Below are 22,560 nucleotides of genomic sequence, written 5' to 3'. Positions count from 1 at the left end.
CATCACCGGCAGAACTTCTTCGAGTCTCGCACCCCCCGTCTCTTCGATCAGCGCGGCGGGAGGATGGGCAGGTGTTGTCCGCCCTTCGGCCACGGAATACAGGAGAGAGTATCCCGGCACAGGCCGTATCGCTGTCACAGGGGGAGAGGGTATCGCGGAGTGGCGGGGTGCGCAACCCCCGATACGATGCACGGGAAGGAGGATCCGGGCAATGCCACCCGCCCTGTCCCTGTCGTGCACGACGGGATCCGTATACTCCGCCGCGAGCTTCGCCAATCCCGAAGGCCCGGGCTCGATCCTGTTGCAAACATCGTTTCATCCATCTGCGGTGATAGCCTGCGGTCTCCCCTCCCAGAGCCTGCCGCACGAAGGAAGGGGAATCCTGCTGGAAGGGAAGGGCCCCTCCCCCCGCCGGCTTCACCGAGGCTGCATTCGGATCCCGCGGGGATCTCTCCCCTGTCCCCCCATCCCCTCGGGATGAAGCCTCCATGGGCCTTCTTTCACACGGTGGCCTGAACCGCGGTTTGCCCCCTCTCCGGGATACCCGGCCGAAACCGTTTCAGATCGCACCGTTCGGTCATGCAACCTCTATGCCCGGGTCGCATCGGATCCCGGTAAAGAAGGCATGACCGATCCTCCTCGGATCGTCCGCGGATCCGTGCGTGTTGGAGGATGAATTCACGGTGAACCGCCGGGCTGGCGGTCCTTCATCGTCCACAGTCTCCCGAGCGGTAAACCGGCCTGGGAACAGCGGCAGGAGGATGAGCCCCTCGATCGGCGGCGGTAAGAGCCTGACATCGACCGCATTCATGCGGGTATCCCTGCGGCCAGGGCGTTCTCCGTGCCTGAACATAAACTAATATAGTGTTACATGGTCATACGTATGTGAGACGAAGTGAAAAGCGACCTATGGTGGAACGCGATTATCAACCCCGAAGCTTCAAAGATGTTCTGATCGAGATGAAAGACATCTCGGAATTGATGGTCGATCTCTCTTATTCTGCGATACTGTTCGAGAACAAAGAGATAGCCCGGGAGGTGGTGCACCTCGAGGAGTCGATGAACGAGATGGTGTACCAGGCCCGGATCACGAGCATCCTGGGCGCCCGGCGCCTCGAGGAGGCGGAGTGGATGAGTGGGATGCTGCAGGTCGCCGAGGCTGCCGAGCGGATCTCCAACTCGGCATCTCAGATCGCCCAGATCGTGCTCCGTGATATCCGGTTCCCCGCCAAGATCAAGCAGGCGCTCCCCGAGGCGGAGGAGGTGACCATCCGCGTCATCGTCAACCCGGGGAGCGCCCTCGACAGGCATACCCTGGGCGAACTCAGGCTCCAGAGCCGCACCGGAATGCGCGTGATCGCCATCCGCAGGGGATACGGCTGGTTCTTCGACCCCGACAAGAATTCGGAGATCTGCGGCGGCGACATCCTCATCGCCAAGGGTCTGGAAGGCGGAGTGGCGCTTCTGCACGAGATGGCCGGCGGTGCAATGGACGCCTGGCGCGAACGCGAAAGCACGGGCGATGTCGACGACCTCGATCGGGCGGTGCGGCTCATCGTGGAGATGAAGAACCTGAGCGAGCTTGCCGTCGGTCTTGCCTATACCTCCCTCCTGTTCAACAGCAAGGAGGTGGCAAACGAGGTCGCCACACTCGCCGACAGGATGCACGGGATGCGCTACCAGCTGGATCTCTGGGTGCTGGAGTCCGCGAGGAGGATAGCAGACGTGGAATATCTGCGCGGGCTCCTCTACATGACCTCGTTTGCCGAGGCGATTGGCGATGCTGCACATGCCATCGCCGATGTGATCCTGCGGGACATCGAGATACCTCCGCTCTTCCGGAAGATCGTGCGGGAGTCCGACGAGATCATCTCCCGCGTGGAGATCCGGGCGGATTCTCTGCTGGCGGGGAGAACCCTCCAGGAGGCATCCCTCGGGACAGTCACGGGAATGGTGGTCCTTGCCATCAAGAGAGGGGACCGCTGGACCTACCGCCCCGGCAAGCGGACGAGGCTGGAGGGCGGGGATGTCATCATTGCCAAGGGGCGGCGGGATGGCGAGTGCAGGCTGCTGCAGCTCTCGGGAGAGCGAGAGGTGGTCCCTGTGGAATGCGGAGAACAGTAATCATGGCGCAAGATACGAATACGATTGTATACCGCCTCTGCCCCGCCTGCGGGCTCGAGGATGTGGAGGTGGGCAAGACCTACGTAGCACGGGTGCAGGGATTTGCAAACTTCGGCACCTTCGTGCAGCTCAACGACCGCACGAAGGGATTGATCCACAAGAGCAACGTCAGGACGCGGCACGCCGAGAGGGATCAGGTGCTCGTGAAGGTGCTCACCATCCGCAGCAACGGGAACATCGACCTCGAGGAAGTGATCCTCCCCGAGTACCGCGTGGAGGTGGTCAAACGGACTTCCGCCCCCGTGAAACTCTCGGAGCTCGGGAAGAAGATCGGGCGGACCGTCTACATCGAGGGGGAGGTCGCCCAGATCAAGCAGACCAGCGGACCGACCATCTTCACCCTCGTGGATGGCTACGGTACGGTGAATGCGGCCGCATTCGTCGAGGCCGGTGTCAGGGCTTACCCGGAGGTGCAGCTCGGCGAAGGGGTGTCTATCGTCGGGGAGGTGATGCAGCGGAACAACCAGCTGCAGGTGGAGGTCTCATCCCTGTCCACGCTCACCGGGGAGGATGCCAGGAACCTGAAAGAGCAGATTGAGCAGGCTCTCGATCGGCGGGCGGAACCGCAGGACATGCCCTTTTTGATCGAGAGCGAGATCCTGGATCGACTCCGTCCCCAGATGCGGAAGGTGGCGAAACTGATCCGCAAAGCGGTCTTCGAGGCCCAGCCCATCCTCCTCCGCCACCATGCCGACGCCGACGGGATCTGCTCGGCGGTCGCCATCGAGCAGGCGGTGGTTGCGCTCATACGCGAGTGCGGCGGGGACTTCGATTCGGATTATTTTCTGTTCCGGCGGGCTCCCTCGAAAGCGCCCTTCTACGAGATCGAGGACATCACCCGCGACCTCGACGGAGCCCTGAAGGACTTCGCCCGCTTCGGCCAGAAACTCCCGATGATCCTGCTCACGGACAACGGCTCCACCGAAGAGGACGAACCCTCCCTGAAGATTGCGCAGGTCTACGGGCTGCCCGTGGTCGTGGTGGACCACCACCATCCCGATGCCGTGATCGACCAGTATCTGCAGGCGCACGTCAACCCCTACCATGTCGGCGGGGATTTTGGCATCACCTCGGGGATGCTGGGCACCGAGATCGCCCGCATGATCAATCCCGCGGTGGACCCTCTCATCCGCCATCTGCCGGCCGTTGCCGCCGTCGGCGATCGCAGCGAGGCTCCCGAGCGGGCATGGTACCTGGCCCTCGTAGAGGAGGAGTACACCGAGGAGCTCTGCAGGGATATCGCTCTCGCCCTCGACTACGAACAATTCTGGCTGCGGTTCAACGACGGGCGGGAACTGATAAAGGACATCCTGAACCTGAATGGCAACACCCTGCGGCATCGGAAACTGGTGGAGCTGCTCACGGCCGCGGCGAATGCCGCCATCGAGGATCAGCTGGAAGCCACGATGCCTCATGTCCGTTCGGAGGTGCTCCCGAATGGAGCCCGTCTCTTCCTGCTGGACGTGGAGATCCACGCGCACAAGTTCACCTTCCCGCCGCCGGGGAAGACTTCCGGCGAGGTGCACGACCGCCTGGTGCAGCAGCATGCCGGCGAGCCGGTGGTCACCATCGGTTTCGGGCCGGACTTCGCCGTGCTCCGCTCCCGGGGTGTGATGATGAACATCCCGAAGATGGTGCGCGAACTCCGCACCGAGATCTCGGGCGGGGGAGTCTCCGGCGGGGGTCACCTGGTGGTTGGCAGCATCAAGTTCGTGGAAGGGATGCGGGATGCGGTGCTGAAGGGGCTGATCGAGAAGATCGGGAAAGCCCCCCTCGGCAGCTGAGGGAATCGCATCCCCGGAGTCGGGGGTTCCATGGTTCACCGCATCCATACGCAGAGGTTCCGCTTCGTCGCAACCGACCATGCCTGCGGGGGCAGCCACGCGGGAGGAAGACCGCAGAACGAGGACGCGATGCTCGTTCTTTCCCTGAAGGATGCCTCGCTCCTCGCGGTCGCCGACGGTCTGGGCGGGCATTCCGCCGGAGAAGAGGCTGCGCGGATTGCGGTGGACGTGGTCCGCGCCGTGATGGAAGACTCCTATCAGGAGGGGATGGATGCACCCGCCATCCGCTTGCTCCTCACCGGAGCCTACCGCGAGGCTCACCGGAAGATCCTGGAAGAGGCCACGAGCGGGCGGGAAGGCATGGGGACGACGCTCGTCACCGCCCTGGCGAGAGAGGGCACCGCCGTGATTGCCAATACCGGGGATTCCCGCGCCTACGTGATCGGCAGGGGGATCGCGTTTGTGACGAAGGACCACTCCCTCGTGCGGGAGCTCGTGGATCGCGGCGAGATTTCGCCGGAGACGGCGAGGCGGCATCCCCTGCGGCACATCGTGACCCGTGCTCTCGGGCTGGACTTCGGCCTGGATCTCTACGAGGTCGACCTTGCCGCGGGAGGGACTCTCCTTCTCACCAGCGACGGGATCCACGATTACGTGGAGGATGCGGTGCTCGTGTCGGCTGCGTCGAGGGGCGACTGCTCCGCCATCGTGCACGACCTGCTGAAGAATGCCCTCGGAGTCACGCAGGATAACGTGACGGTCGTGGTGTACAGGCCCGGGCGGCAGCAGCCACCCGGGCGGGCCGGCTAATGGATTTGCAGAACGAATGAAAACGTAAATGCGTCTTGCTGCGATAATATCGCTAGATATATATATTCGAACTGGATAGAATTTAGCAACAATCGAGGTGGGGCTGCGTGCCGTCGACCCGGAGAATCCGAGAGAAGTACAACGAGACCCAGAGGAAGATCGTATACTACCTCAGTCAGGGCCTGAAACGGGGAAATCATTTCTTCAAGTCCAAGTATATCGCACGGGACCTGGGGCTCTCCCCCAAAGAGGTGGGGACTAACATGGGGATTCTGGCGGAGGTCTGCGAGGAGCTGAACATCATCAAATGGAGCTACTCCAACAGCACCACATGGATGGTCACCAACAAGGCCCTGGGGTAGGGGCCTCCCGTCCCCCGTGCCAGATGGCGTGCCTTTCGGGTTAGTGGTATCGCTCCCAACCCCCCTCCCCGCATTCTCCCGCCCCGCGGAGCACGTGAATCGGGGCAGCGGCCTGAAGCGGCGCCGTAAGATTCCCGCCCGTCGGCTACCCGCAGGACCTACATGTTTATCTCTTTCTGCGTCTTTTCTATCCTGCAGAGGACGTCCGCGGCGGCGGGCAGTCCGGTCGCATACAGTTCGAGGTGAATTGCCGTGGAGAAAAGAGTCGAGATTGTCGGCACTATCGATTTCGTCGCCAACATCAACGAGAGCAAGGACTGCCTGATGTCCCAGGACAAGACGCAGGACGATCCCGCGGTCCCCTGGTTCAACATCGATCTCCCCAAGGGGCACGGTTTCAAGGCCGGGGATCGGGTCAAGGTTACGGTGGAGAGGCTCTGATCGCCCGCAGAGACGTAACTACGCCTTCGAGGGCGCATCCTGCACCGCCCGGCTCTGCATCCATGAGCCTTTCCGCCGTCAGAATCGCAACCTCGCGCCCCGCCCCGTACTCCCTGCCGCGAGAGGATCATCCTGATAACGGCAGCCTTCTTCCCGCTCTCCCGCCCCCACCCGATCGTCCCCGCACGCGATCGCCCCTGCACGGGGGCGCCCTCCCCGAGAGAGCGATCGGGAGCGGGGCTTCACCGTCTTCCCGCGGTGCGAGGACTCCTCGCTTCAGACGGCGACGGTCACGTCTCCGCGATGGAAAGGATTCCCGGGCCTGCCGCATCGACGGCGGGAGGAGAACTCTCCCGAACGTCCGCGGCGGCCGAAGCCTCCCCTACAGAGACCGCTCGCGTCCGGATCCGCGCCCCGCCCTGTGTCCCCCCTGACGGAGAGGATCCGCGGCGGGGAACCGTACCCGGGTGCGGGAGTAGCGCAACCATCCTCAGCAGCGCGAGGATTTCAGCCGCACCGTATTCCCGTGCATCCGGATACGGGAGCGCCGGTCCAGTCGTCGGGCACTTCCAGTGCGATGGTGAAGCGGTCGATCTGGCTGGCGCCGACGATCAGGTAGAACTCCCGGCTGTGCTCACGGATGATCCGCGTGCTGCTGCCGGGATACCGCATCTCCAGGGCATCCACCAGCGATCCCGTCTCCGCGTCCATGAGGGCCACCTGAAAGCGGGCGTACTGCGGGGTCCTCTCGGCTGCGACGGAGCAGTTGATCCTCCACAGCGGATAGGGAACCGCAAACCGCTCCGTGACTCCTCCCCGGGATCCTTCCATGACAGCGAACGTCGTGACGTTCCGGTAAACCCAGGGGGGATCGGAATTCCCGTACGAGGCGATGTCGGCAGGCAGCAGGTACACCGTATACTGGTGGGGTCTCTCGGTGTAGACGATCCGTTGCGGGGCGACTTCGGGGCGGGTCGCCTCAGGCGGTGCCGGCGGGGGTGACAGCGGGGGGGTGGGCGCCGCCGGCGGCGGGATGTCCCCGGCAGGAGGCTGAACCGCCGGCGGATGCAGAAGAAGGGAGAGGGCAACGACAAACGCCACCCCCGCGGCGAGAAAGAGGAGATCCCGTTTATCCACGCCATATTATGGCGAAAATTCAGATAAATCCCTTCCGATAGTGCATGCCATCTTCGCATGGATTATAGATGGAGTAAGCCCTGAAAATGTTCGATTGTTTGCTTAAATTATTATTAGTTGGGAATAAAAGGCTAATATTATTTAAAATAATTTAAATAAGATTGTATTCATTTATTCTTTGATGGATCTCCTGGAGACGAAGACCTGGGTCATCTTCTACCTCGTGTCGCTCGCCACCCTGCTCTGGGCCGTCTTCCTGACCGCGCAGGGTTCCATGCTCTGGATCAGCCTCACGCTGGTCATCGTGGTCGTTGGCGTCAATGGTGCGATCGTGTGCGGGGAGATCCGCCGGCATGCCTCGCGACGGAGGAGGATGCAGAGTCTGTTCGTCCCCGAGCCCGCGGAGCGGGGAGATGGTCATGACCGATGAGACGGCTTCGATGCAGTTCCTGGAGAAGGAGTTCTGGAAACGCTACATGCACCTGCGGTCCGTGCTCCTGCGCAGGAGCGCTCAACGGGAGCTGGTGGAGCGGCTGCGCTCCGAGGAAGCGATCGCGGATGCCCTGAAAGATGCGGTCATCCATGCCGTCAACACGGAGATCGCCGCGAACCGAACGACGTTTTTCGAACTCCTCGAGCACTTCGTCGTCGCCGGAGCAAACAGCCTGCATGCCGTGGACATCGAGATCCTGTTCACCGTGATCCCCCCCGGGACGCTGGAGGTGCACAGGACGCTGCTGATCGTGGATGGAAGGGAGGAGGCGATTCCGACGGAGATCGGACACCGCCTGGTGGCAGGCGTCATCGAAGGGAGCGCCCTCCCCGTGGCGGATGCGCTGCAGGAGTTCTACCGGCGGGAGGAGCAGCGCTACGATGCCCTGCTGGGGGGATGCCTGGAGCGTTGTTCGCTCCATATCCTGGAGGAGATCTATCCTGTCCGCTGCTACCACGGGCGGATCCGCCTGCCGGCATCGGTCATCCTGGATTACCAGGGGGTAGTGTCCCCGCGGGTGTAGATCTTCTCTGCGGTGTTGAACGGGGTGAACAGGGCTTCGACCTCCCTGCCCAGATACTCCGTCTTTCCCATGACGTAATAGCCACCGCTGTTCAGGGCGGCATGGAACGTGCGGGCGAGAGCGTTCTTCTGCTCCTCCGTGAAGTAGATCGTCACGTTCCGGCAGGTGATCAGATCCAGGAATCGTGCGACGGGCGCATCGGTCAGGAGGTCGTGGCGGCGGAACCGCACCCACTCCCGTACATGCGGCTTCACCGCATACCTGCCGTCCGGGAGAAGAGAGAAGTGCCGCTTGATCTGCCCCCGATCGAGGTGATCGAGGGATCTTCTCTCGTAAATGCCTTCTTCTGCCCTCTGCAGCACCCGGTTGTCGATGTCGGTTGCGTAGATGACAGCCGACAGCGTGGGATGAAGACACCGGAGATCCTGCAAGATCATGGCGATGGAGTAGGGCTCCTCGCCGCTCGAACATCCTGCACACCAGATGCGAACCCGATGTTTCCGGGTCAGCAGGTCGGGGAGGATCTCTCTCTGCAGGATCTGGAAGACGGCGGGATCCCGGAAGAATTTCGTGACGTTGATGGTGAGCGCGTCCCGCAATGCCTCCTGCTCATCTGGGCTGGAAAGGAGGAGATGGTGGTAGGTGTCGAACCCCTCCACGCCCCGCAGCCGCATTCTGGACAGGATCCTCCGCTGGATGTAGTCCTCTTTGTAGCAGGAGCAGCGGATGTGGAGAATCCGCTCGATCGTCCGCGTCAGCGTCTGGAAGGAGTTCATGGTTCCGGCGGATGCGGAGCGATGGGGCCTATCAGGATCCTTTCCTTGGATCCAGCCGGTCCCCGACGATCTTCTGGAGGTCGATCCAGATGACGAGCTCTTTTCTTCGCTTCCCGTCCTCACGCCTGCCGGCCCCCTCTCCGTTCTCGCCGCCGATCTTGATGATGCCTTTCACGAAACTGGCAAACTCCGTGGAGAGCCCGTCGCCAAGCCGTTCGATGTCAGACTCCGGCACCTGGATCACGGAGTGGACGTCGTCCACGATCACGCCGACGTTGGCGCCGCGGGCAAACTCCGACATCAGGACGATGATCTTCTGGTTTGCCTGCCGGTCCCGCTCCTGAATCCCGAGGAGGCTTGCGAGATGGATGATGGTGGTGATCTCCCCCCGGAGGTTGATGACACCGGAGAGGTAGGGCGGCGCGCGGGGGATGGGTGTGATCGGCATCATCTCCACGATCTCCCGCGCCAGCTGGATGTCCAGCGCATAGTGCTCCCCGCCGAGTTCGAACTCCACCAGGTCGATCGTCGCGTTCATGATCCACCCTAGTTGAGCCGGAACTGCTCCATCATGGACTTCAGCTGGACCGCCATCTGTGAGAGCTCCTGGCTCCCGCTGGCGACCTCCTCGGTCGAAGCGTTCACCTCTTCGGCGAGAGCTGCCATATCCTCGATCTGGGTCATGTTCCCCTTGGTGATCCGTGTGGCCTCGTCCATTCTTTCCATCACGCGATTCGTAGCATTCGCCTGATCCTCTGTCGCCTTCGAGATCTCCGTGATGCCATCTGCAACGACCCCGATCTCCGCGATGATCCGGTTCAGGGCCTCGATGGTCTTGTTTACGCTCTCAATCCCGAGCGCGATCTCTCCATAGGCGTTCTTCATCGACGTCGCGGTGCGGTCGCTGTTTGCCGTGATGCTGCTGATCACGTCTTCGATGTGCTGGGTCGCCTTCTTCGCCTCGCCGGCGAGGTTGCGGACCTCCCCGGCGACGACGGCGAACCCCCGCCCATGCTCGCCGGCCCGCGCCGCTTCGATGGCGGCGTTGAGTGCAAGAAGGTTGGTCTGGTTGGCAATGTCGGTGATCAGCTTGACAATGTTGCTGATCTCCCGCATCTGTTCGTTGAGCCGACTGATCTCCTCCACGCTCTGGCGGGCGATCCTCTCCACCGCCTGCATCTTGGCGTTCGCCTGGCTTCCCAGGTTTGCAGCGTTCTGCCCCTCCCGGGATGCTCCCTGAGCGCGATCGGTCACCTCATGGGAGGTGCTGGCGATCTCCTCGATCGAAGCGGAAAGATCCGAGACCTCTCGTCCCACCGCCTCGATCTGCTCCAGGAGCTTGCGGGCGCAGTCCGCGGATGCCTGGGTGGATGTGGCCACCTGCTCGGTCGCCTTGCCGATCTCGGCGGTGCTCTGGCTGACGTCGCGGGTGGTGTTCTGAACCTGTACGACCGCCTTCGCCACCTCGAGGAGGAGGGAACGGATGGCAGTGATGGAGTCGTTGTAATCGTTTTTCAGTTTTGCCAGGGGGTCGTTCTCCGCGATCGTGCATACGGCGGTCAGATCCCCGCGGGCGACAGCGGCCATGACGCGCTCCACATCCATCGCGCTCTGCGTCAGCCGCTCCGCCCTCTCGCAGGACTCCTCCATCAGCCTGGCGACCTCCTCCTCTTTTCTGCGCCGCTCGGTGATGTCGTTGTAGACGATCAGGATGGTGGAGATCTCGCCATTCTCGCCGAGGATCGGGATGCCGTACTGCTCCAGGATATGGACGCCGCTCGGGAGGTCGACCGTCGTCTCGCCGAAGCTGCGCTTCTTCTCCTGGAGGACGTACTTGAGCCCCTCGCCTTTCTGCGCGAGAACCTTGAAGTCCCGTGCGCTCATGCCGCGGAGCTGCTCTTTTGAAAAACCGCTCATGGAGACGAAGGCATCGTTCGTCATCAGGATCTTGAAGGCAGGGTCCATCAGGAGAATCGGCATCGGGTTCTGCTGGACGATGGTGTCGGAGCGCTTGCGGAAGACCGTGTTCTTCTCCATCTGCTCCTTTAACGCCTGCTCGTCCTGGCGCTGGCGCGTGATGTCGTTGTAGACGAAGAAGGCGGTCTTGACCTCTCCCTTGCTCGTGAGCAGCGGGACGCCGTACTGCTCAACGATCTTCCGCGAGCCGTCTTTCAACGTGAGCTCCAGTTCGCACTTCGTTGTCTGCCCCTCGTTGAACGTCTTCTCCGTGCGGTCGCCCTGGATGAAGCGGATCCGGTAGTCTCCTGCCTCCATCCGCATCAGGCGCTCGCGCGGGAGCTGCATCAGCGTCTCGTACGCCGCATTCGCATCCAGGAGCTTGAACTTCGAGTCGACGACAACCATGGGCAGGGGATTCCTTGAGAAGATCAGGTTCTGGCCTTTTGCGTCTTTTGCGGCCAGCCGCTCGATCGCCGTGTTCACGGTGCCCGCGAGCGCCTGCATCGAGGGCTCCGCGAACTCGCCGTTCAGGCGCACGGAGAAGTCTCCCGAGAGGGCCCTGTGCAGGGCCTCCTCGATCGCATGCACCTGCGCTTCAAGTTCGGTACTGGCAGTCTCCGGAGGTTCGCGGGCGACCTGGGAGATTATCGCTTTCTTGGCTGCTTTTGACATATCCATCACTTCAGGTATCGATCCTGCGGCGCATCCCTGCCATTCGGCGGTCACCGCAGGATGCATCTCGGATCCTCTGATCTGAACATTTTCTTTATTTAATATTTAAATATTTTCTTTTTGTTATGTCTGACATAATTGCCTATATTGAGTAAAAAACTGATATTTTTCTGAATAAGGTGCATGCAGTCTCTTAGAACCGTGTTCAGATGCAGAGGAAGCAGTCCGGCAGAAACCGCCGGAAGCGGCAGAATTGGGATTTGCATATTGAATATTTATACCTGTCTTTTGATAGAAAACAATTTTTAATTTATTAAAGGATATAATAACAGATAATAACAGCATATACGACATTTTAACCTCTAAAATTTTTTCTATCGATGTCCGCGCGACACGGAAGATATTTATGCCCTTTGCGGTCACGCTGGATCCATGGGAGAAGAGAAGTGCAAAGTGGTGGTGTTTGGGGCGTACAATGCGGGAAAATCGACCTTCATCCGATCCCTGGATCCCTTCTCCCGCCACATCGAGGTGAAGAGCGATGGCGGGACGACCACCGTCGCGCTGGACTTCGGGAGGGTGCGGATGGGGCAGCGTGTCGTCTACCTCTTTGGCACCCCCGGACAGGAGCGCTTCGAATTCGCCCGCCAGATCCTCTCGCGGGGGATGCACGGGGCGGTCATGGTGGTGGATACCACGCGGGATCTGGACGCCCTGACGGAGCGCCAGCACCGCTGGCTGCAGGAGAGGGGCATTCCCTACGCGATCATGCTCAACAAGTGCGATCACCCCGGTTCCACGCCGGAGAGGTTCAGAAGTCGCTTCTACCGTGCGCCGATCTACGCCGTGTCCGCACTCCGCCCCGAGACGGTTTCCGATGCATTCGAGGCTTTTGTGAAAGAGGTCCTCTCTCCTGCAACAATCCAATAGTTTTAAAACTTGGACATTTTACATTGAGATAATGTCGAGATGGTCGATCCTACTGGTGGCGGCACTCGGTATCCTCGGCGTCTTCGCGGGCTGCGTCGGAACCAGCCTCGATGACGTCTCCTACGACGGCAGGGAGCTTCACGTCGAGGCGACCAATGGAGGCGGGACTGTTGATGCCGTGCTGCAGGTGAATATCTTCCAGATCCGGGACCTCGAGCAGATGCAGATCTTCGAGAATGCCAGCATCGTCACGTTCGCGCAGGGGAAGAACGCCTACTCCCTCCCCGTCGACCTGGATCCCGGCAGGTACAAGCTCTACGTCTACATCACCATCGGAAATGAGAGGACCGCGAGCATCATCCGGGACATCGTCGTCTGATGCCTGTTGAGGACATGCTCGGGACTGCGCTCGGGCGAACGCCTGCCGACGCAGTCTTCGAGAATGCCGAGATCTTCAGTCCGTTTACGTGCAGCTGGGAGAGGGCTTCCTTTGCCGTACGGGCGGGCATAGTCGTCGGGATCGGCGACTACCGCGGGATCGAGGAACACGACCTGCACGGCGCCCGCGTGGTGCCGGGCCTCATCGACTCCCACGTGCACATCGAGAGTTCTCTCCTGACTCCATCGGAGTTCGGGCGCCTGGCGCTCCGGCACGGCACCACCACCGCGATCGCCGATCCCCACGAGATAGCCAACGTCTGCGGCATACCCGGCATCGAGTTTATGCTGCGGGAGAGCGCACGCACCCCTCTCGATATCTTCTACATGCTTCCCTCCTGCGTCCCGGCAACCCCGCAGGACAGCGGGGGTGCGATGCTCTCCAGCCGGGACCTCGCCTCCCTGAGCGGGCGGGAAGGCATCATCGGGGTGGGGGAGGTCATGAACGTGCCCGGCGTGCTCCGGGGGGATGCGGAGGTGCTCGCCAAGATCGCGCTCCTGCGGACGGTGGACGGCCATGCCCCGGGGCTCACGCGAAAGGAGCTCAACGCCTACATCCTCGCGGGCATCCAGAGCGATCACGAGTCCACGACCTTCGCCGAGGCCCGGGAGAAACTGAAACGCGGTATGTACATCTACATGCGGGAGGGATCGGCCGAGCGGAACCTGCGGGCTCTCGCCCCTCTCGCCGATGCCTGCACCACCTCCCGATGCTCGTTCGCCACTGACGACCGTTCGACGGAGACGCTGGAGGCGGACGGACAGATCGACGACTGCATCCGCAAGGCAGTCGAATATGGCATGGAACCTGAAATCGCCCTGCGCATGGCCACTCTTACCCCGAGCGAGCGCTTCGGGCTGTCGGACCGCGGGGCCATCGCCCCCGGGCGGTGGGCCGACTTCTGCATCGTCGATGGCGAGGGGGGATTCCGGGTTCTGGAGACGTACAAGAAAGGCATCCGTATCCGTGACCTGCCCTACCGCAGGAGCGGCGGCGTTTCCTGCGCATTCGAGAGCCGGGTTCCCGAACGCCTCGATCTCGCGGGCGCGGGAGAGGCCCGCGTGATCGGGCTGGTGCAAGGCGAGATCCGAACGCGGGACCTGCGGTACTCCGTCGAGAGCATCCCCGATACGGAGCGGGATATCCTGAAAGTGGTCGTCTGCGATCGCTACCGCAACCGGGGTTTCGGCCTGGGGCTGGTGCACGGTCTGGGATTCTCCGAGGGGGCGATCGCAGCATCCGTCTCGCACGATGCGCATAACATCGTGGCGGCGGGCGTTGAGGATTCTGCCATCCTGCGCGCGATCGGGGAGGTGATCGCTCTCCGAGGCGGTATGGTCGCGGTCAGCAGGGGCGGGTGCACACGGCTCCCGCTGGAGTGCGCCGGGCTGATGTCGGAGCAGCCCTACGACGAGGTTGCCCGCCGGCTGCGGGAACTGCAGCGGAGGGTTGCAGCGATGGGCGGGATCGAGGACGCCTTCATGTACCTCTCGTTCCTGGCCCTGACCGTCATCCCGGAGCTCCGCGTCACGATCCGCGGTCCGTTCGATGCCGTTGCGTTCCGGGACGTCCCCCTCTTCGTCCGCGATGCCTGACGGGGTCCCCCGTTCACTCACCCTTCCGGATCCTCTCCAGCGCTCTCTGCACCGCCTCCCGCACGTCAGCATCCGCGTCTCCCCGGCGCTCCTCCAGCGGACCGAGCGCGCGAGGATCCCCGAGCATCCCAAGGAGGGAGGCGGCGTAGAAGCGGACGACGGCATTCCCGTCGGAGAGCAGTCCGATTATGGACGTCACCGCATCCCGCCCCAGGGCGAGGAGCCCGCCGGCAGCGGCGTTCCGCACCCGCTCGTCACCGCTGGCGAGCGCCCCGGCAAGCGGCTCGACTGCCCTCGCATCCCCCATCCTCCCCAGAGCCGCGGCAGCCAGGGCCTGCACGTCCGGGTTCCCCCCCTCAAGGGCCTTGATCAAGGAATCCACCGCCGCCGGTATCTGCGAGAGAGACCCGCCCGCATAGCAGCGCACATCCGGGTTCTCGTCCTGCAGAGCGGCGATCAGGGCGGATACTGCCTTCTCCGATCCGATCCGCCCCAGGATGCCGGCCGCATAGGAGCGCTTGGTCTCGCTACGATCCCCGAGCGCATCGATCAGCGAGTCCACGGCCATATCGCCGAACTTTCGGAGAGCCTCCGCCGCATTCTCCCTCACACTGGCATGGGAATCCGCCAGGGCCTCGACCAGTGGTTCGATGGCGAGCCCGTTCTGCAGCTCCCCCAGGATCTCCGCTGCCCGCGCACGGGCGAACATATCCTCGCTGTAGAGGAGCGTCTCGATCAACCGGGGGACGTCTCGTGCAACCTTCATCATCTCGGTATTTGTCTCGATGGAGAATCTGGTCCCTCCCATCTCTGCAACCATCGTCATCCCTCCACGCTTCGAGGCGCGGTATAGGAGGGGTACCCATATAAGAATATGGGCGGGTGGCAGCCACGCGGAGGGGGAAGGGTTCGGCAGAGACATTCAGATAAGCCCGATCAGCATCGCAGTCCCGATCAGCAGGATGATCGTGCCGGAGATCAGGTGGAGGTAGCGCACGTTCTGCTCTCTCCAGCCGGCAGCATCCGCCGCTGTGCCGATGCCCACGTACATGGCGAGGGTGATTCCCGCCATCGGCAGGATGAAGATCAGGTTGTAGAGGAGAAGGTACGGAATCACCTGCACGAGCCCGAGGATGGAGAGGATCCCGCATCCGAGGATGTAGGGGCCGATGGTGCAGGGGAGCAGGAACACCGAGACGAACGCCCCGACGAGAAACGCTCCGCGGGGTGAGATCATGCGAGAGAGGATCCGCCCGATGCGGGCGCGAGAGCTCCCCGGCAGCGCGGTGATTCTCCGTCCTCCGCTCCGCCCGAAGAAGTCCAGCAGGTGGAGCGAACCGAGCAGAATCGCTCCCACCCCGAGCACCTGATAGAGCAGGAGCCGGACGGGTGCCAGACCCTGCAGCGCCTGGAAGAAGAGGGTGAGGGCGATGCCGTACATGAAGTAGCAGACGAATACGGCGGCCGTGAACGCGGTTCCGGCCAGGAGGACGTCCCGCTTTCCGCCGGGATTGTGCGTGGTGACCGCGAGGAGCATCAGGATCAGGACGGCGAGGGCGCAGGGATTGATCGCATCCACGATCGCGAGGCCGATCACGGTCGGAAGCGAGATCTGCGGCAGGGCGGTGCAGTTGGCGCTGCTCTCATTCCCGACCTGGCCTTCATCCGAGGGGCTGGGCCCCACGGAGGCGTTCCACTGCAGGATCCAGCCCTCCAGCTCCACCGCATGCTGGAACGCCGCTTCCCGTCCGGAGAGCGGGACAGGCTCCGGGGGGACGACACGGTAGGGGATGCCGGACAGGGATGCCGTCACGTTCCCGGAGAGGAGAAGCGTCCGGAGGATAGCCGTCTCCCCTCCCGAACCCTTCTTTATGAGCACTCTCTCCCGGTGCCAGATCTTGGGATAGCCCGGAAGCGCTGCGATATCCGCGGATGCGATATCGATTCCATCCTCCGCCAGGAGCGATCGATTTTCCCGGAGCTTGGCCATCGTACCGGGCGTCTGCGCCAGGATCGCGCTGTCTCCGGCATAGGAGAGGCCGCCGGAGAAGAAGAGGAGAGGCACCCCGGTCCCGGTCCCGTAGCGCTCGTCGAACTGGAGAAGGACCGCTCCGTTCTCCCGCTGCCGGAAGATCTCGTACTCGACGACGACGAGCTCGGGATACGCCTGCATCCAGTCCTGGAAGAGCACGGGATCCACCCGGGCGCAGTGCGAGCATCCCACTCCGGTGAAGTAGACGGCCGTGACGGGATCCTGCGGAGGCGGATCCTGCGGAGCCGCTGCGGCGCTGGCGCAGAGGAAGGCAAGAACAACCACGGTCACCGCCAGCAGGAGAAGGCGGGAGAGCAGCGTCTCCTGCCGCTGTCGGTGGAGTGGGGGTCGTTCCGGGTATGGGCGGCCAGAAGGGCGGGCCATGCACCGTACCTCTGTCTGCTCACCCCTTATCCGTTTCGAATGCCGCCCCTCACCCCAGCAGGGCTGCGATCGATTCGGGGCAGCAGATCCCGATGGCGAGCAGGATCAGGGGAACGTGCACCATGTACACCAGCAGGCTGTTGCGCCCGAGGATCGCGAGAGGCGCGGCGATCGATCTCCCCTCCTCCGGAAGCGCCCACCGCCGCCGCCCGTCCGGATAGAGAACGCCGCCCGCGTACAGTCCGAGGAGCACCACCCCGAACCAGGGGAAGAGAGGGACGTAGTCGATGCTGTAGAAGGAATACGGCCGGAACCCGAGCCAGATCAGCCAGATGGGGCCCGGATAGTAAGGGAGGAGGAGCCCCAGGGCAATGACGTAGATTCCCGTAAAGAGGGCGAGGCCGCGGTGCCGAAAGAAAGGCGGCGAGAGTATGATGGACAGCCCGATCAGGTGGAGGATCCCGAAGACGACGTAGCCCTCGCGGAGGATCAGCCATGTGGCGGCGGTGATGACCAGCCCCAGGGCGAAGATGCGGAGACCCCGGAGGGCGTAGGGGCGGCAGGAGCATATGCCGCCCTTCTCCTGGAGCCGCGCATCGTGGATGGAGAGGGAGAGACCGACGAGGAAGACGAAGAGGATGGCCGTGGCGAGGGCGAACGATCGCCAGAACCCGCTGCTCACCTCGACGTCGTATACCCCGAGGTAGTTCACGGCAAAGAGGGCATGAAAGGTGATCATCATCACGACAGCGATCCCGCGCACCAGGTCGATCTCCCAGTATCTCCCCTCGGCACTGCGGATCAGGCGGCTCCCGTCCATGCGTCCCGTATATCTATTATATGCAGGGCTCAACTACTTTACTGGTGGCGATGTCCATGAGCGAGGACGAGCATATCATCGAAGCGATCGGAAGGTGCCGCGTCGTGATCCGCAACGGACGCGTGGTGGAGGTCGGGCCTCCGATCATCCGCGAGTGCCCCCTGGCGCGGAGGTTCGCACGACCCGTGCACGAGATCACCGAGGATGCGGTGCGCGAGAACATCGAGAACCGCATCCAGTCCTATGGCATGTTCACTCCGCGGCGTGAGATCGTCTCGGACCGCGACTTCGTCCTCTTCGGAGCATCCGAGCTGCTCAGCAGCGGGCTGCGGCAGGGGCTTCTCGACTGCGTCGTTCTGGTCTGCGAGGGGGCGGGCACGGTGCTGGTGCAGAATCCCGCACTGGTGCAGGGGATCGGCGGCCGGATGTCCGGTCTCGTCAGCACGTCTCCCATTCCGCAGCTGATATCGGCGATCGAGGAGCAGGGCGGTGTCGTGCTCGATCGAGAGACGGCACGGATCGACCTGGCAGCGGGTGTGCAGCGGGCCTGCGACGCCGGTTTCCGGCAGGTGGGTGTCACCGTGGCGGATCCCGACGTGGCGGCGGAGATCCGGCGGCGGTTCCCCGATTCCCTCATCTTCGGGGTCCATACGACGGGGATTTCGAGGGGCGGGGCCGAACGGCTGGTGCAGGCTGCCGACCTGGTCACCGCCTGCGCATCCCGGACCGTACGGGAGGCGGCGGGCAGGGTCGCCCTCCTCCAGGCGGGCGCCGCGATCCCGGTCTTCGCCATCACGCCGAGGGGGAAGGAGATCGTCCTGGCGAAGCTGCGGGAGTCGGGCGATCCTCTGCTGGTGAAGTCCGAAAAGCTCCCCTTCGAAGGGGGAAGCACCCCATCCCCGCTGCTCTGACTCGGATGGGCGCCGCTATTCCCTGGCCCTGACGATCCGGCACAGCTCGGCGGGGCTGCGGAGGACGAAATCCGCGGCGTGAGACTCCGCAGCCGTGAACGAGCGGTCTCCGTATGCGGCATAGGCGGTCACCATGCCGAGCCGGCAGCCCGGCAGGATGTCGCGGCGCATGCTGTCGCCCACCACGATCGTCTCTTCGGGTACCGCTCCCATCCCGCGGAGAGCGTACAGGAATGGCGCCGGATCGGGCTTGCGACTGCCGCTGCGATCCGGCGTGACGACCAGGTCGAAACGGTCGCGGATGCCGGCCCGCTCCAGACGGAGAAGGGCGTTCTCCTGGACGGCATCGGTGACGACGGAGAGGGAGAGGTCCAGGTTTGCGAGGTGGTCCAGCATCTCGGGCACGCCGGGGTAGGGGGCGATTCCCGAGAGTTTCACATCCTCGTAGATGCGGCAGCAGCGGGCGAACTGCCCGTCCGGCGCCATTCCGATATCCCGCATGTAGTCGAGGATGTTCTCGGGGTCCTCGAATCCTTTCCCCGGGCGGCGGAAGTATTCGAAGAGTTCGTGCCCGGACCCTCTCCCGAGGTGATGCACGACTGCCCTGCATGCCCCGATCTGGGCGCGCACGAAATCGAACAGGGTGTTGTCCATGTCGAAGATGACCGCGCGGATGGGTGCGCCTGCCCGTCTTCCCCCGGCCAGCCGTGCAGCGGGCATGCCGCCCCGCCCCGCCCTCTCGTTTCGCGACACCTTACACTCTCCGCTGATCGCCCGCCTGCGGCGAGCGGTAGAATACGGATCTGCCGGTTCAGTTATCGCATCGGCCGCATTATCAGGTTTTCGCCGCACGAACGGACACCTTTTTCAGCGGCTGCGATCCAGTATGGAGGAGCATTCATGGATCAGATCACAGCGCTCGGCCTCATCGCCGGGTTTCTCACCACCATATCCTTCCTCCCCCAGGTGGCAAAGACCCGCGCCACGCGATCGGCGCGGGACTTCTCCTACGGCATGCTCACCCTCTTTCTCGCCGGGCTCTCCCTCTGGACGTGGTACGGCGTCTCCATCCAGTCGCATCCCATCGTCATCGCCAACGTGGTCACGATCGGTCTCGTCGGCTACATCCTGGGCATGAAGCTGAAGTTTGGCTGACGGCGGATCGCAGATAACCTGCCGAGAACTCCCTGCTCATGGCAGACCCTCCCGTCGCAGCCATACACGCTCGAACCATCGAGACCGCGATTTGGTTCCGGAATGCACGCGCCCGGTGCGAGCGGCCTGATATCGGGGGCTGCCGAGCCCGTATCCCCGTTCCAGGCCAATCCGCACGATCGGAGATCGGTTTCTCTCTATCTGTCAGCCTGCAGGATACCTGCACCGCGGGATGCCGCAGAAGGGCGGCTCCACCCTGAGCTCGAGCGCAGGACCGATCCCCGGGTGTCTCCATTCCGCTCTGTCTTGAAGTTCCGCATGCCAGAGCGACGGGGAGACGCGGCCAGCCCGATCCGCACTGGAACGGAACGAACACCGATCTCATGCTCTCTGTATACAGCCCTTTCGCATCGGTGGGGGATCAAGGGGGGGCTCCCTCGCCCGGTACCCCCCGCAGTCAGAATTCCGAGAAGGCATTATCCGCACGGAGCATACCTGAACTCAACGAGAACCGGTTCTCGAGACAATCACCTGCATGCAGGGGCGCTCTCCCGCAGGAATATCCCGGGGGACGGCCCCGGGTGCGTCCTCCCGCTCATCTCTTCGGAGGCTCCTTCTGCATCACCCGTCTCTTCGTTGCCGAATCCTGCCGAAGGGAGAGAGAAACGGGAGGAAGGCCGCGCCTCTTCCGCTCCTGCAGCATGAAGGCCCCAGGTAATCCGCTGCTTCGGCCCTACCCATTCCGACCCGGCAGAGGGGGCAGAAGTACATCCGGCCGTATCCTGCCCCCTGGAATCGTGCCAGATTCTGTGCGATCCCGGTGGTATTCACGCGCACTGCAGGATTTCCCGATCCCGACGCCAGAGCCGAGCCGGCCGCATGGCTCATTGGAGACCTGCGGATGATGGCGGCATCCCCGCTCAAGGGTCGTCCCCTGACCGCACGGGAGCCGGCAGACGAATGTTTATATAGAAAAAACCGGCTCGTCCCCCTGTACGGGAGAGTCGTCTGTGATGTCGGACGGGTACCGGAAGATGGCCATCCTCGATCTGATCGAGAAGGTCGAGGCTTCAAAAGAGCTGACTGCGGGCGCGAGGGAGGTCCTTCTCCGGGGGCTGATGCTCGCCCTCTATGCCGACGGGACTGCGGATGGCGCACCGAAGGGCATCGGGGAGGGTACGAGGGAGGCGCTCCGCCGGCCGGGAAGATCGAAGAAGCTGCTGCGGTAGGTGCGAGACCGTGCAGGCCGAAAGGGATGCTGTCGAATGGGGCCGCCAGTGAAATCGTCATTGATAGGTCTTCCTGCATCGGGTTGCAGCGGTGCAGTCAGGAATGCGTATCTGCCGGAGCGCCCGGGAGCCATTGACCCCCGGAAGCGTTCTCGGGAGGCACAACGGTTATATGCCATGCACGGCAATTGGCCACGATTCAGATGACGTTTGCCAGGATGTCCACGTGGAGGATGAAAGAAGGTCAGCAGAAGACCTTCTTCGACGTTCAGAAGAAGATCGCGGATCCGATCGCCCGTGCGGCAAGGGGCTATCGGGGGGCATTCAACCTGATCGCCCGGGATGACCCCGACACCATCGTTGTGATATCGCTCTGGGAGGACGAAGCGGCGCTGAGTTCCTCGTATCAGGAGATTTTCGGGGCAGCCACGTCGGATCTGGAGAAGAACCTTGCGGAACCTCCCGAAGTAAAAAACTTCTGGGTCCAGTCCGGGGAGTTCATCATCCAGCCGCGTGCCAGGTGAACCCCCTGAAAGGCGATCGGACAGGCGTTTGCAGCCGTGCAGAATTCTCTTCCGGCTGTCCGGTCCCCTCATCTCCTCCCGGATCGACTCTGCCAGGAAGGAACGAGATCTCACTGGAGGACCCTCGCGGAACCGCCAATCGAGAAGGATCATGGGTTTCGATACGGTGTAGGGCGGAGAGTCGATCGTGAAGAGGTCCGCATGGCTTCTCTTCACCCCCTCATCCGGCGGTCTTCCGCCTTCCCGATTCTCCCGGATATTCCTCCTGCAGAGCGACGGCTCCCGTACTGCAGTCGCGTCGGTCCGTTCGATGCCGGCAGTCGATATCCACCGAAGCGGCCCGTGAGCCCAGCAAGGATCCGGTACACGGTCTTTCCTGTTCTGCGGAACGAGCGTTCATCGGAACAATCCCGGCACGATCCACCGGAAGAATCGTCATTTGCGCGGCTCTGTTGCCGCCCGGGAACCTCAGGTTCGCCGACGAAGAAACCGTGTTCCCTGTGAGGGGATCCTCCATTTGAGGAAACGCTCTCCGGCGCAGTTTGCCTCTGACCTGCGGGGAGTCCCCCGTTTCCTTGGGATCCGTGTGCCAGGCCGGCAGGGTCGGGGCATCCCGAGCAAACATACTCTCCGGTTCTGCCCGAGGGAGTGGGGTTTCGTCGTCCCGGCGTAGCTCCCTCCTTCGATGGCAGTTTCAATAGAGCATGCCATGAGCCGGAGGCTTCTGGATGAGGATGAATGGGTGCCCATGCGATTGCCATGCCAATCGGTCGCGCTACCACATCACGACACGACAGGATCCGCCGCGTTCCGGGGAGAGGGGGTCTTGTGGCATGATACACGGTGCAGAGCGGTCCTGCTGCCATCGGAAGACAGGGAATAATCGGAGAGATCGAATCGCGGGGGCGCCATCCTGCGATGCCGGAGAGCCCTGCGGAGGATCTGAAGGGCATTTTCCGCACTCGTGCAAGAACCGGGTTCGGCATGCGGGATCGTGCGTGACCTGTACCGTGACCCGGAGCACAAAGGGCAGCCTGCAGGGAGCAGATTGCGCGACGAGGAATCACCATGGGATAAGACGGTGATGGGCCGATTGAGGAGGGTGCCGCATGAAACAAAGGACAACAGCAGGAAAAAAACTCGGTGATTGGGTGACGGTCACTGCCGAGGCCCGGGGAGTATCACGCCCGGAGTCCCCGAAAGGACGTGAAACGGGAGGTTGGTACGCCCTGTGAATGGAACGAACCTCTGGTGGCGTGGAGCTAACACAAGTGCCTGAAATTAATCATGGATTGGCGTGCAGAACAAGAATTTTGGTAGTGTCTCAAATTTTCTGTAAAATGGATACCCTGGATCCCGCATGATCATCTCTCTTCCATTGATAAATACCTTTTACCTGT

Annotated in this window: 23 protein-coding genes; 14 read left to right on the top strand and 9 right to left on the bottom strand. The window is 62.7% G+C overall.

Annotated features, from left to right (window positions below; all coding sequences use genetic code 11):
• Nucleotides 1-577: 577 nt before the first annotated feature.
• Nucleotides 578-811 carry a hypothetical protein gene (locus QMC96_07085; GenBank protein MDI6876518.1) on the bottom strand — a complete coding sequence of 78 codons (234 nt, stop codon included), beginning with the start codon at nt 809-811 and terminating at the stop codon, nt 578-580.
• A 98-nt stretch (nt 812-909) separates the two neighbouring features.
• Here QMC96_07085 and QMC96_07080 point away from each other — a divergent pair, with 98 nt between their 5' ends.
• From QMC96_07080 to QMC96_07060, 5 genes are all read left to right on the top strand, one after another.
• Nucleotides 910-2,124 carry a TrkA C-terminal domain-containing protein gene (locus QMC96_07080; GenBank protein ID MDI6876517.1) on the top strand — a complete coding sequence of 405 codons (1,215 nt, stop codon included), beginning with the start codon at nt 910-912 and terminating at the stop codon, nt 2,122-2,124.
• A gap of 2 nt (nt 2,125-2,126) precedes the next feature.
• Nucleotides 2,127-3,968 (top strand): phosphoesterase, encoded by a 1,842-nt coding sequence (locus QMC96_07075; GenBank protein MDI6876516.1) that lies wholly within the window; start codon nt 2,127-2,129, stop codon nt 3,966-3,968.
• A gap of 30 nt (nt 3,969-3,998) precedes the next feature.
• Nucleotides 3,999-4,778 (top strand): protein phosphatase 2C domain-containing protein, encoded by a 780-nt coding sequence (locus QMC96_07070; protein ID MDI6876515.1) that lies wholly within the window; start codon nt 3,999-4,001, stop codon nt 4,776-4,778.
• 107 nt (nt 4,779-4,885) lie between these two features.
• Nucleotides 4,886-5,140: a hypothetical protein gene (locus QMC96_07065; GenBank protein MDI6876514.1), complete on the top strand. Its 255-nt coding sequence runs from the start codon at nt 4,886-4,888 to the stop codon at nt 5,138-5,140.
• Between the two features lie 252 nt (nt 5,141-5,392).
• A complete protein-coding gene (locus QMC96_07060; protein MDI6876513.1) occupies nt 5,393-5,581 on the top strand; it encodes a hypothetical protein in 189 nt (62 codons plus the stop codon).
• Nucleotides 5,582-6,088: 507 nt separating this feature from the next.
• Here QMC96_07060 and QMC96_07055 read toward each other — a convergent pair.
• Nucleotides 6,089-6,718, bottom strand: coding sequence for a hypothetical protein (locus QMC96_07055; GenBank protein ID MDI6876512.1), 630 nt, complete (start codon nt 6,716-6,718; stop codon nt 6,089-6,091).
• Between the two features lie 181 nt (nt 6,719-6,899).
• Between QMC96_07055 and QMC96_07050 the strand changes: the two genes are divergently transcribed.
• Together QMC96_07050 and QMC96_07045 are read left to right on the top strand one after the other, a co-directional pair.
• Nucleotides 6,900-7,148 (top strand): hypothetical protein, encoded by a 249-nt coding sequence (locus tag QMC96_07050; protein ID MDI6876511.1) that lies wholly within the window; start codon nt 6,900-6,902, stop codon nt 7,146-7,148.
• Nucleotides 7,138-7,734: a hypothetical protein gene (locus QMC96_07045; GenBank protein MDI6876510.1), complete on the top strand. Its 597-nt coding sequence runs from the start codon at nt 7,138-7,140 to the stop codon at nt 7,732-7,734. The genes QMC96_07050 and QMC96_07045 overlap by 11 nt, the downstream gene beginning before the upstream one ends.
• On the opposite strand, the gene QMC96_07040 is transcribed toward QMC96_07045, so the two are convergent.
• The 3 genes from QMC96_07040 to QMC96_07030 are packed head-to-tail and all read right to left on the bottom strand — an operon-like array spanning nt 7,704 to nt 11,147.
• Nucleotides 7,704-8,510: a protein-glutamate O-methyltransferase CheR gene (locus QMC96_07040; protein MDI6876509.1), complete on the bottom strand. Its 807-nt coding sequence runs from the start codon at nt 8,508-8,510 to the stop codon at nt 7,704-7,706. The two genes, QMC96_07045 and QMC96_07040, sit on opposite strands and share 31 nt — an antisense overlap.
• A 31-nt stretch (nt 8,511-8,541) precedes the next feature.
• Entirely contained in the window at nt 8,542-9,048 is a 507-nt protein-coding gene (locus QMC96_07035) for a chemotaxis protein CheW (protein MDI6876508.1), read from the bottom strand.
• An 8-nt stretch (nt 9,049-9,056) separates the two neighbouring features.
• Nucleotides 9,057-11,147, bottom strand: a complete 2,091-nt coding sequence (locus QMC96_07030) for a PAS domain-containing methyl-accepting chemotaxis protein (protein ID MDI6876507.1) — start codon at nt 11,145-11,147, stop codon at nt 9,057-9,059.
• A gap of 426 nt (nt 11,148-11,573) precedes the next feature.
• Here QMC96_07030 and QMC96_07025 point away from each other — a divergent pair, with 426 nt between their 5' ends.
• The 3 genes from QMC96_07025 to ade are packed head-to-tail and all read left to right on the top strand — an operon-like array spanning nt 11,574 to nt 14,105.
• Nucleotides 11,574-12,071 carry a 50S ribosome-binding GTPase gene (locus QMC96_07025; GenBank protein MDI6876506.1) on the top strand — a complete coding sequence of 166 codons (498 nt, stop codon included), beginning with the start codon at nt 11,574-11,576 and terminating at the stop codon, nt 12,069-12,071.
• A gap of 31 nt (nt 12,072-12,102) precedes the next feature.
• A complete protein-coding gene (locus QMC96_07020; GenBank protein ID MDI6876505.1) occupies nt 12,103-12,450 on the top strand; it encodes a hypothetical protein in 348 nt (115 codons plus the stop codon).
• Complete coding sequence (ade, locus tag QMC96_07015; protein ID MDI6876504.1) at nt 12,450-14,105, top strand: adenine deaminase; 1,656 nt, start codon at nt 12,450-12,452, stop codon at nt 14,103-14,105. The genes QMC96_07020 and ade overlap by 1 nt, the downstream gene beginning before the upstream one ends.
• Nucleotides 14,106-14,118: 13 nt before the next feature.
• Here ade and QMC96_07010 read toward each other — a convergent pair whose 3' ends face one another.
• From QMC96_07010 to QMC96_07000, 3 genes are all read right to left on the bottom strand, one after another.
• A complete protein-coding gene (locus tag QMC96_07010; GenBank protein ID MDI6876503.1) occupies nt 14,119-14,931 on the bottom strand; it encodes a HEAT repeat domain-containing protein in 813 nt (270 codons plus the stop codon).
• Between the two features lie 96 nt (nt 14,932-15,027).
• Complete coding sequence (locus tag QMC96_07005; protein ID MDI6876502.1) at nt 15,028-16,521, bottom strand: hypothetical protein; 1,494 nt, start codon at nt 16,519-16,521, stop codon at nt 15,028-15,030.
• Nucleotides 16,522-16,570: 49 nt separating this feature from the next.
• A complete protein-coding gene (locus tag QMC96_07000; protein ID MDI6876501.1) occupies nt 16,571-17,341 on the bottom strand; it encodes a heparan-alpha-glucosaminide N-acetyltransferase in 771 nt (256 codons plus the stop codon).
• A 50-nt stretch (nt 17,342-17,391) separates the two neighbouring features.
• Between QMC96_07000 and QMC96_06995 the strand changes: the two genes are divergently transcribed.
• Nucleotides 17,392-18,252: a DUF2099 family protein gene (locus tag QMC96_06995; protein MDI6876500.1), complete on the top strand. Its 861-nt coding sequence runs from the start codon at nt 17,392-17,394 to the stop codon at nt 18,250-18,252.
• Between the two features lie 15 nt (nt 18,253-18,267).
• Here the strand turns inward: QMC96_06995 and QMC96_06990 are convergent, their stop codons facing one another.
• Entirely contained in the window at nt 18,268-19,005 is a 738-nt protein-coding gene (locus QMC96_06990; protein MDI6876499.1) for an HAD-IA family hydrolase, read from the bottom strand.
• Nucleotides 19,006-19,152: 147 nt separating this feature from the next.
• On the opposite strand from QMC96_06990, the gene QMC96_06985 reads away from it, so the two are divergent.
• The 3 genes from QMC96_06985 to QMC96_06975 all read left to right on the top strand — a co-directional run bounded on the left by QMC96_06985 (nt 19,153) and on the right by QMC96_06975 (nt 21,160).
• Entirely contained in the window at nt 19,153-19,407 is a 255-nt protein-coding gene (locus tag QMC96_06985; protein ID MDI6876498.1) for a SemiSWEET transporter, read from the top strand.
• Nucleotides 19,408-20,420: 1,013 nt separating this feature from the next.
• Entirely contained in the window at nt 20,421-20,636 is a 216-nt protein-coding gene (locus tag QMC96_06980) for a hypothetical protein (protein MDI6876497.1), read from the top strand.
• 203 nt (nt 20,637-20,839) lie between these two features.
• Entirely contained in the window at nt 20,840-21,160 is a 321-nt protein-coding gene (locus QMC96_06975; protein ID MDI6876496.1) for an antibiotic biosynthesis monooxygenase, read from the top strand.
• The last annotated feature ends 1,400 nt before the right edge of the window (nt 21,161-22,560 follow it).

The organism is Methanomicrobiales archaeon, assembly GCA_030019205.1.
Classification (GTDB): Archaea; Halobacteriota; Methanomicrobia; order Methanomicrobiales; family JACTUA01; genus JASEFH01.
The sequence above is the reverse complement of the archived record's forward strand: the minus strand, read 5'-3'. Positions and strand labels throughout refer to the sequence as shown.

Coding starts and splice junctions, on each gene's coding strand:
- QMC96_07085 (MDI6876518.1), bottom strand. CDS start 811: ATGAATGCGGTCGATGTCAGGCTCTTACCGCCGCCGATCGAGGGGCTC.
- QMC96_07080 (MDI6876517.1), top strand. CDS start 910: ATGGTGGAACGCGATTATCAACCCCGAAGCTTCAAAGATGTTCTGATC.
- QMC96_07075 (MDI6876516.1), top strand. CDS start 2,127: ATGGCGCAAGATACGAATACGATTGTATACCGCCTCTGCCCCGCCTGC.
- QMC96_07070 (MDI6876515.1), top strand. CDS start 3,999: ATGGTTCACCGCATCCATACGCAGAGGTTCCGCTTCGTCGCAACCGAC.
- QMC96_07050 (MDI6876511.1), top strand. CDS start 6,900: ATGGATCTCCTGGAGACGAAGACCTGGGTCATCTTCTACCTCGTGTCG.
- QMC96_07045 (MDI6876510.1), top strand. CDS start 7,138: ATGACCGATGAGACGGCTTCGATGCAGTTCCTGGAGAAGGAGTTCTGG.
- QMC96_07040 (MDI6876509.1), bottom strand. CDS start 8,510: ATGAACTCCTTCCAGACGCTGACGCGGACGATCGAGCGGATTCTCCAC.
- QMC96_07035 (MDI6876508.1), bottom strand. CDS start 9,048: ATGAACGCGACGATCGACCTGGTGGAGTTCGAACTCGGCGGGGAGCAC.
- QMC96_07030 (MDI6876507.1), bottom strand. CDS start 11,147: ATGGATATGTCAAAAGCAGCCAAGAAAGCGATAATCTCCCAGGTCGCC.
- QMC96_07025 (MDI6876506.1), top strand. CDS start 11,574: ATGGGAGAAGAGAAGTGCAAAGTGGTGGTGTTTGGGGCGTACAATGCG.
- QMC96_07020 (MDI6876505.1), top strand. CDS start 12,103: ATGTCGAGATGGTCGATCCTACTGGTGGCGGCACTCGGTATCCTCGGC.
- ade (MDI6876504.1), top strand. CDS start 12,450: ATGCCTGTTGAGGACATGCTCGGGACTGCGCTCGGGCGAACGCCTGCC.
- QMC96_07010 (MDI6876503.1), bottom strand. CDS start 14,931: ATGACGATGGTTGCAGAGATGGGAGGGACCAGATTCTCCATCGAGACA.
- QMC96_07005 (MDI6876502.1), bottom strand. CDS start 16,521: ATGGCCCGCCCTTCTGGCCGCCCATACCCGGAACGACCCCCACTCCAC.
- QMC96_07000 (MDI6876501.1), bottom strand. CDS start 17,341: ATGGACGGGAGCCGCCTGATCCGCAGTGCCGAGGGGAGATACTGGGAG.
- QMC96_06995 (MDI6876500.1), top strand. CDS start 17,392: ATGTCCATGAGCGAGGACGAGCATATCATCGAAGCGATCGGAAGGTGC.
- QMC96_06985 (MDI6876498.1), top strand. CDS start 19,153: ATGGATCAGATCACAGCGCTCGGCCTCATCGCCGGGTTTCTCACCACC.
- QMC96_06980 (MDI6876497.1), top strand. CDS start 20,421: ATGTCGGACGGGTACCGGAAGATGGCCATCCTCGATCTGATCGAGAAG.
- QMC96_06975 (MDI6876496.1), top strand. CDS start 20,840: ATGACGTTTGCCAGGATGTCCACGTGGAGGATGAAAGAAGGTCAGCAG.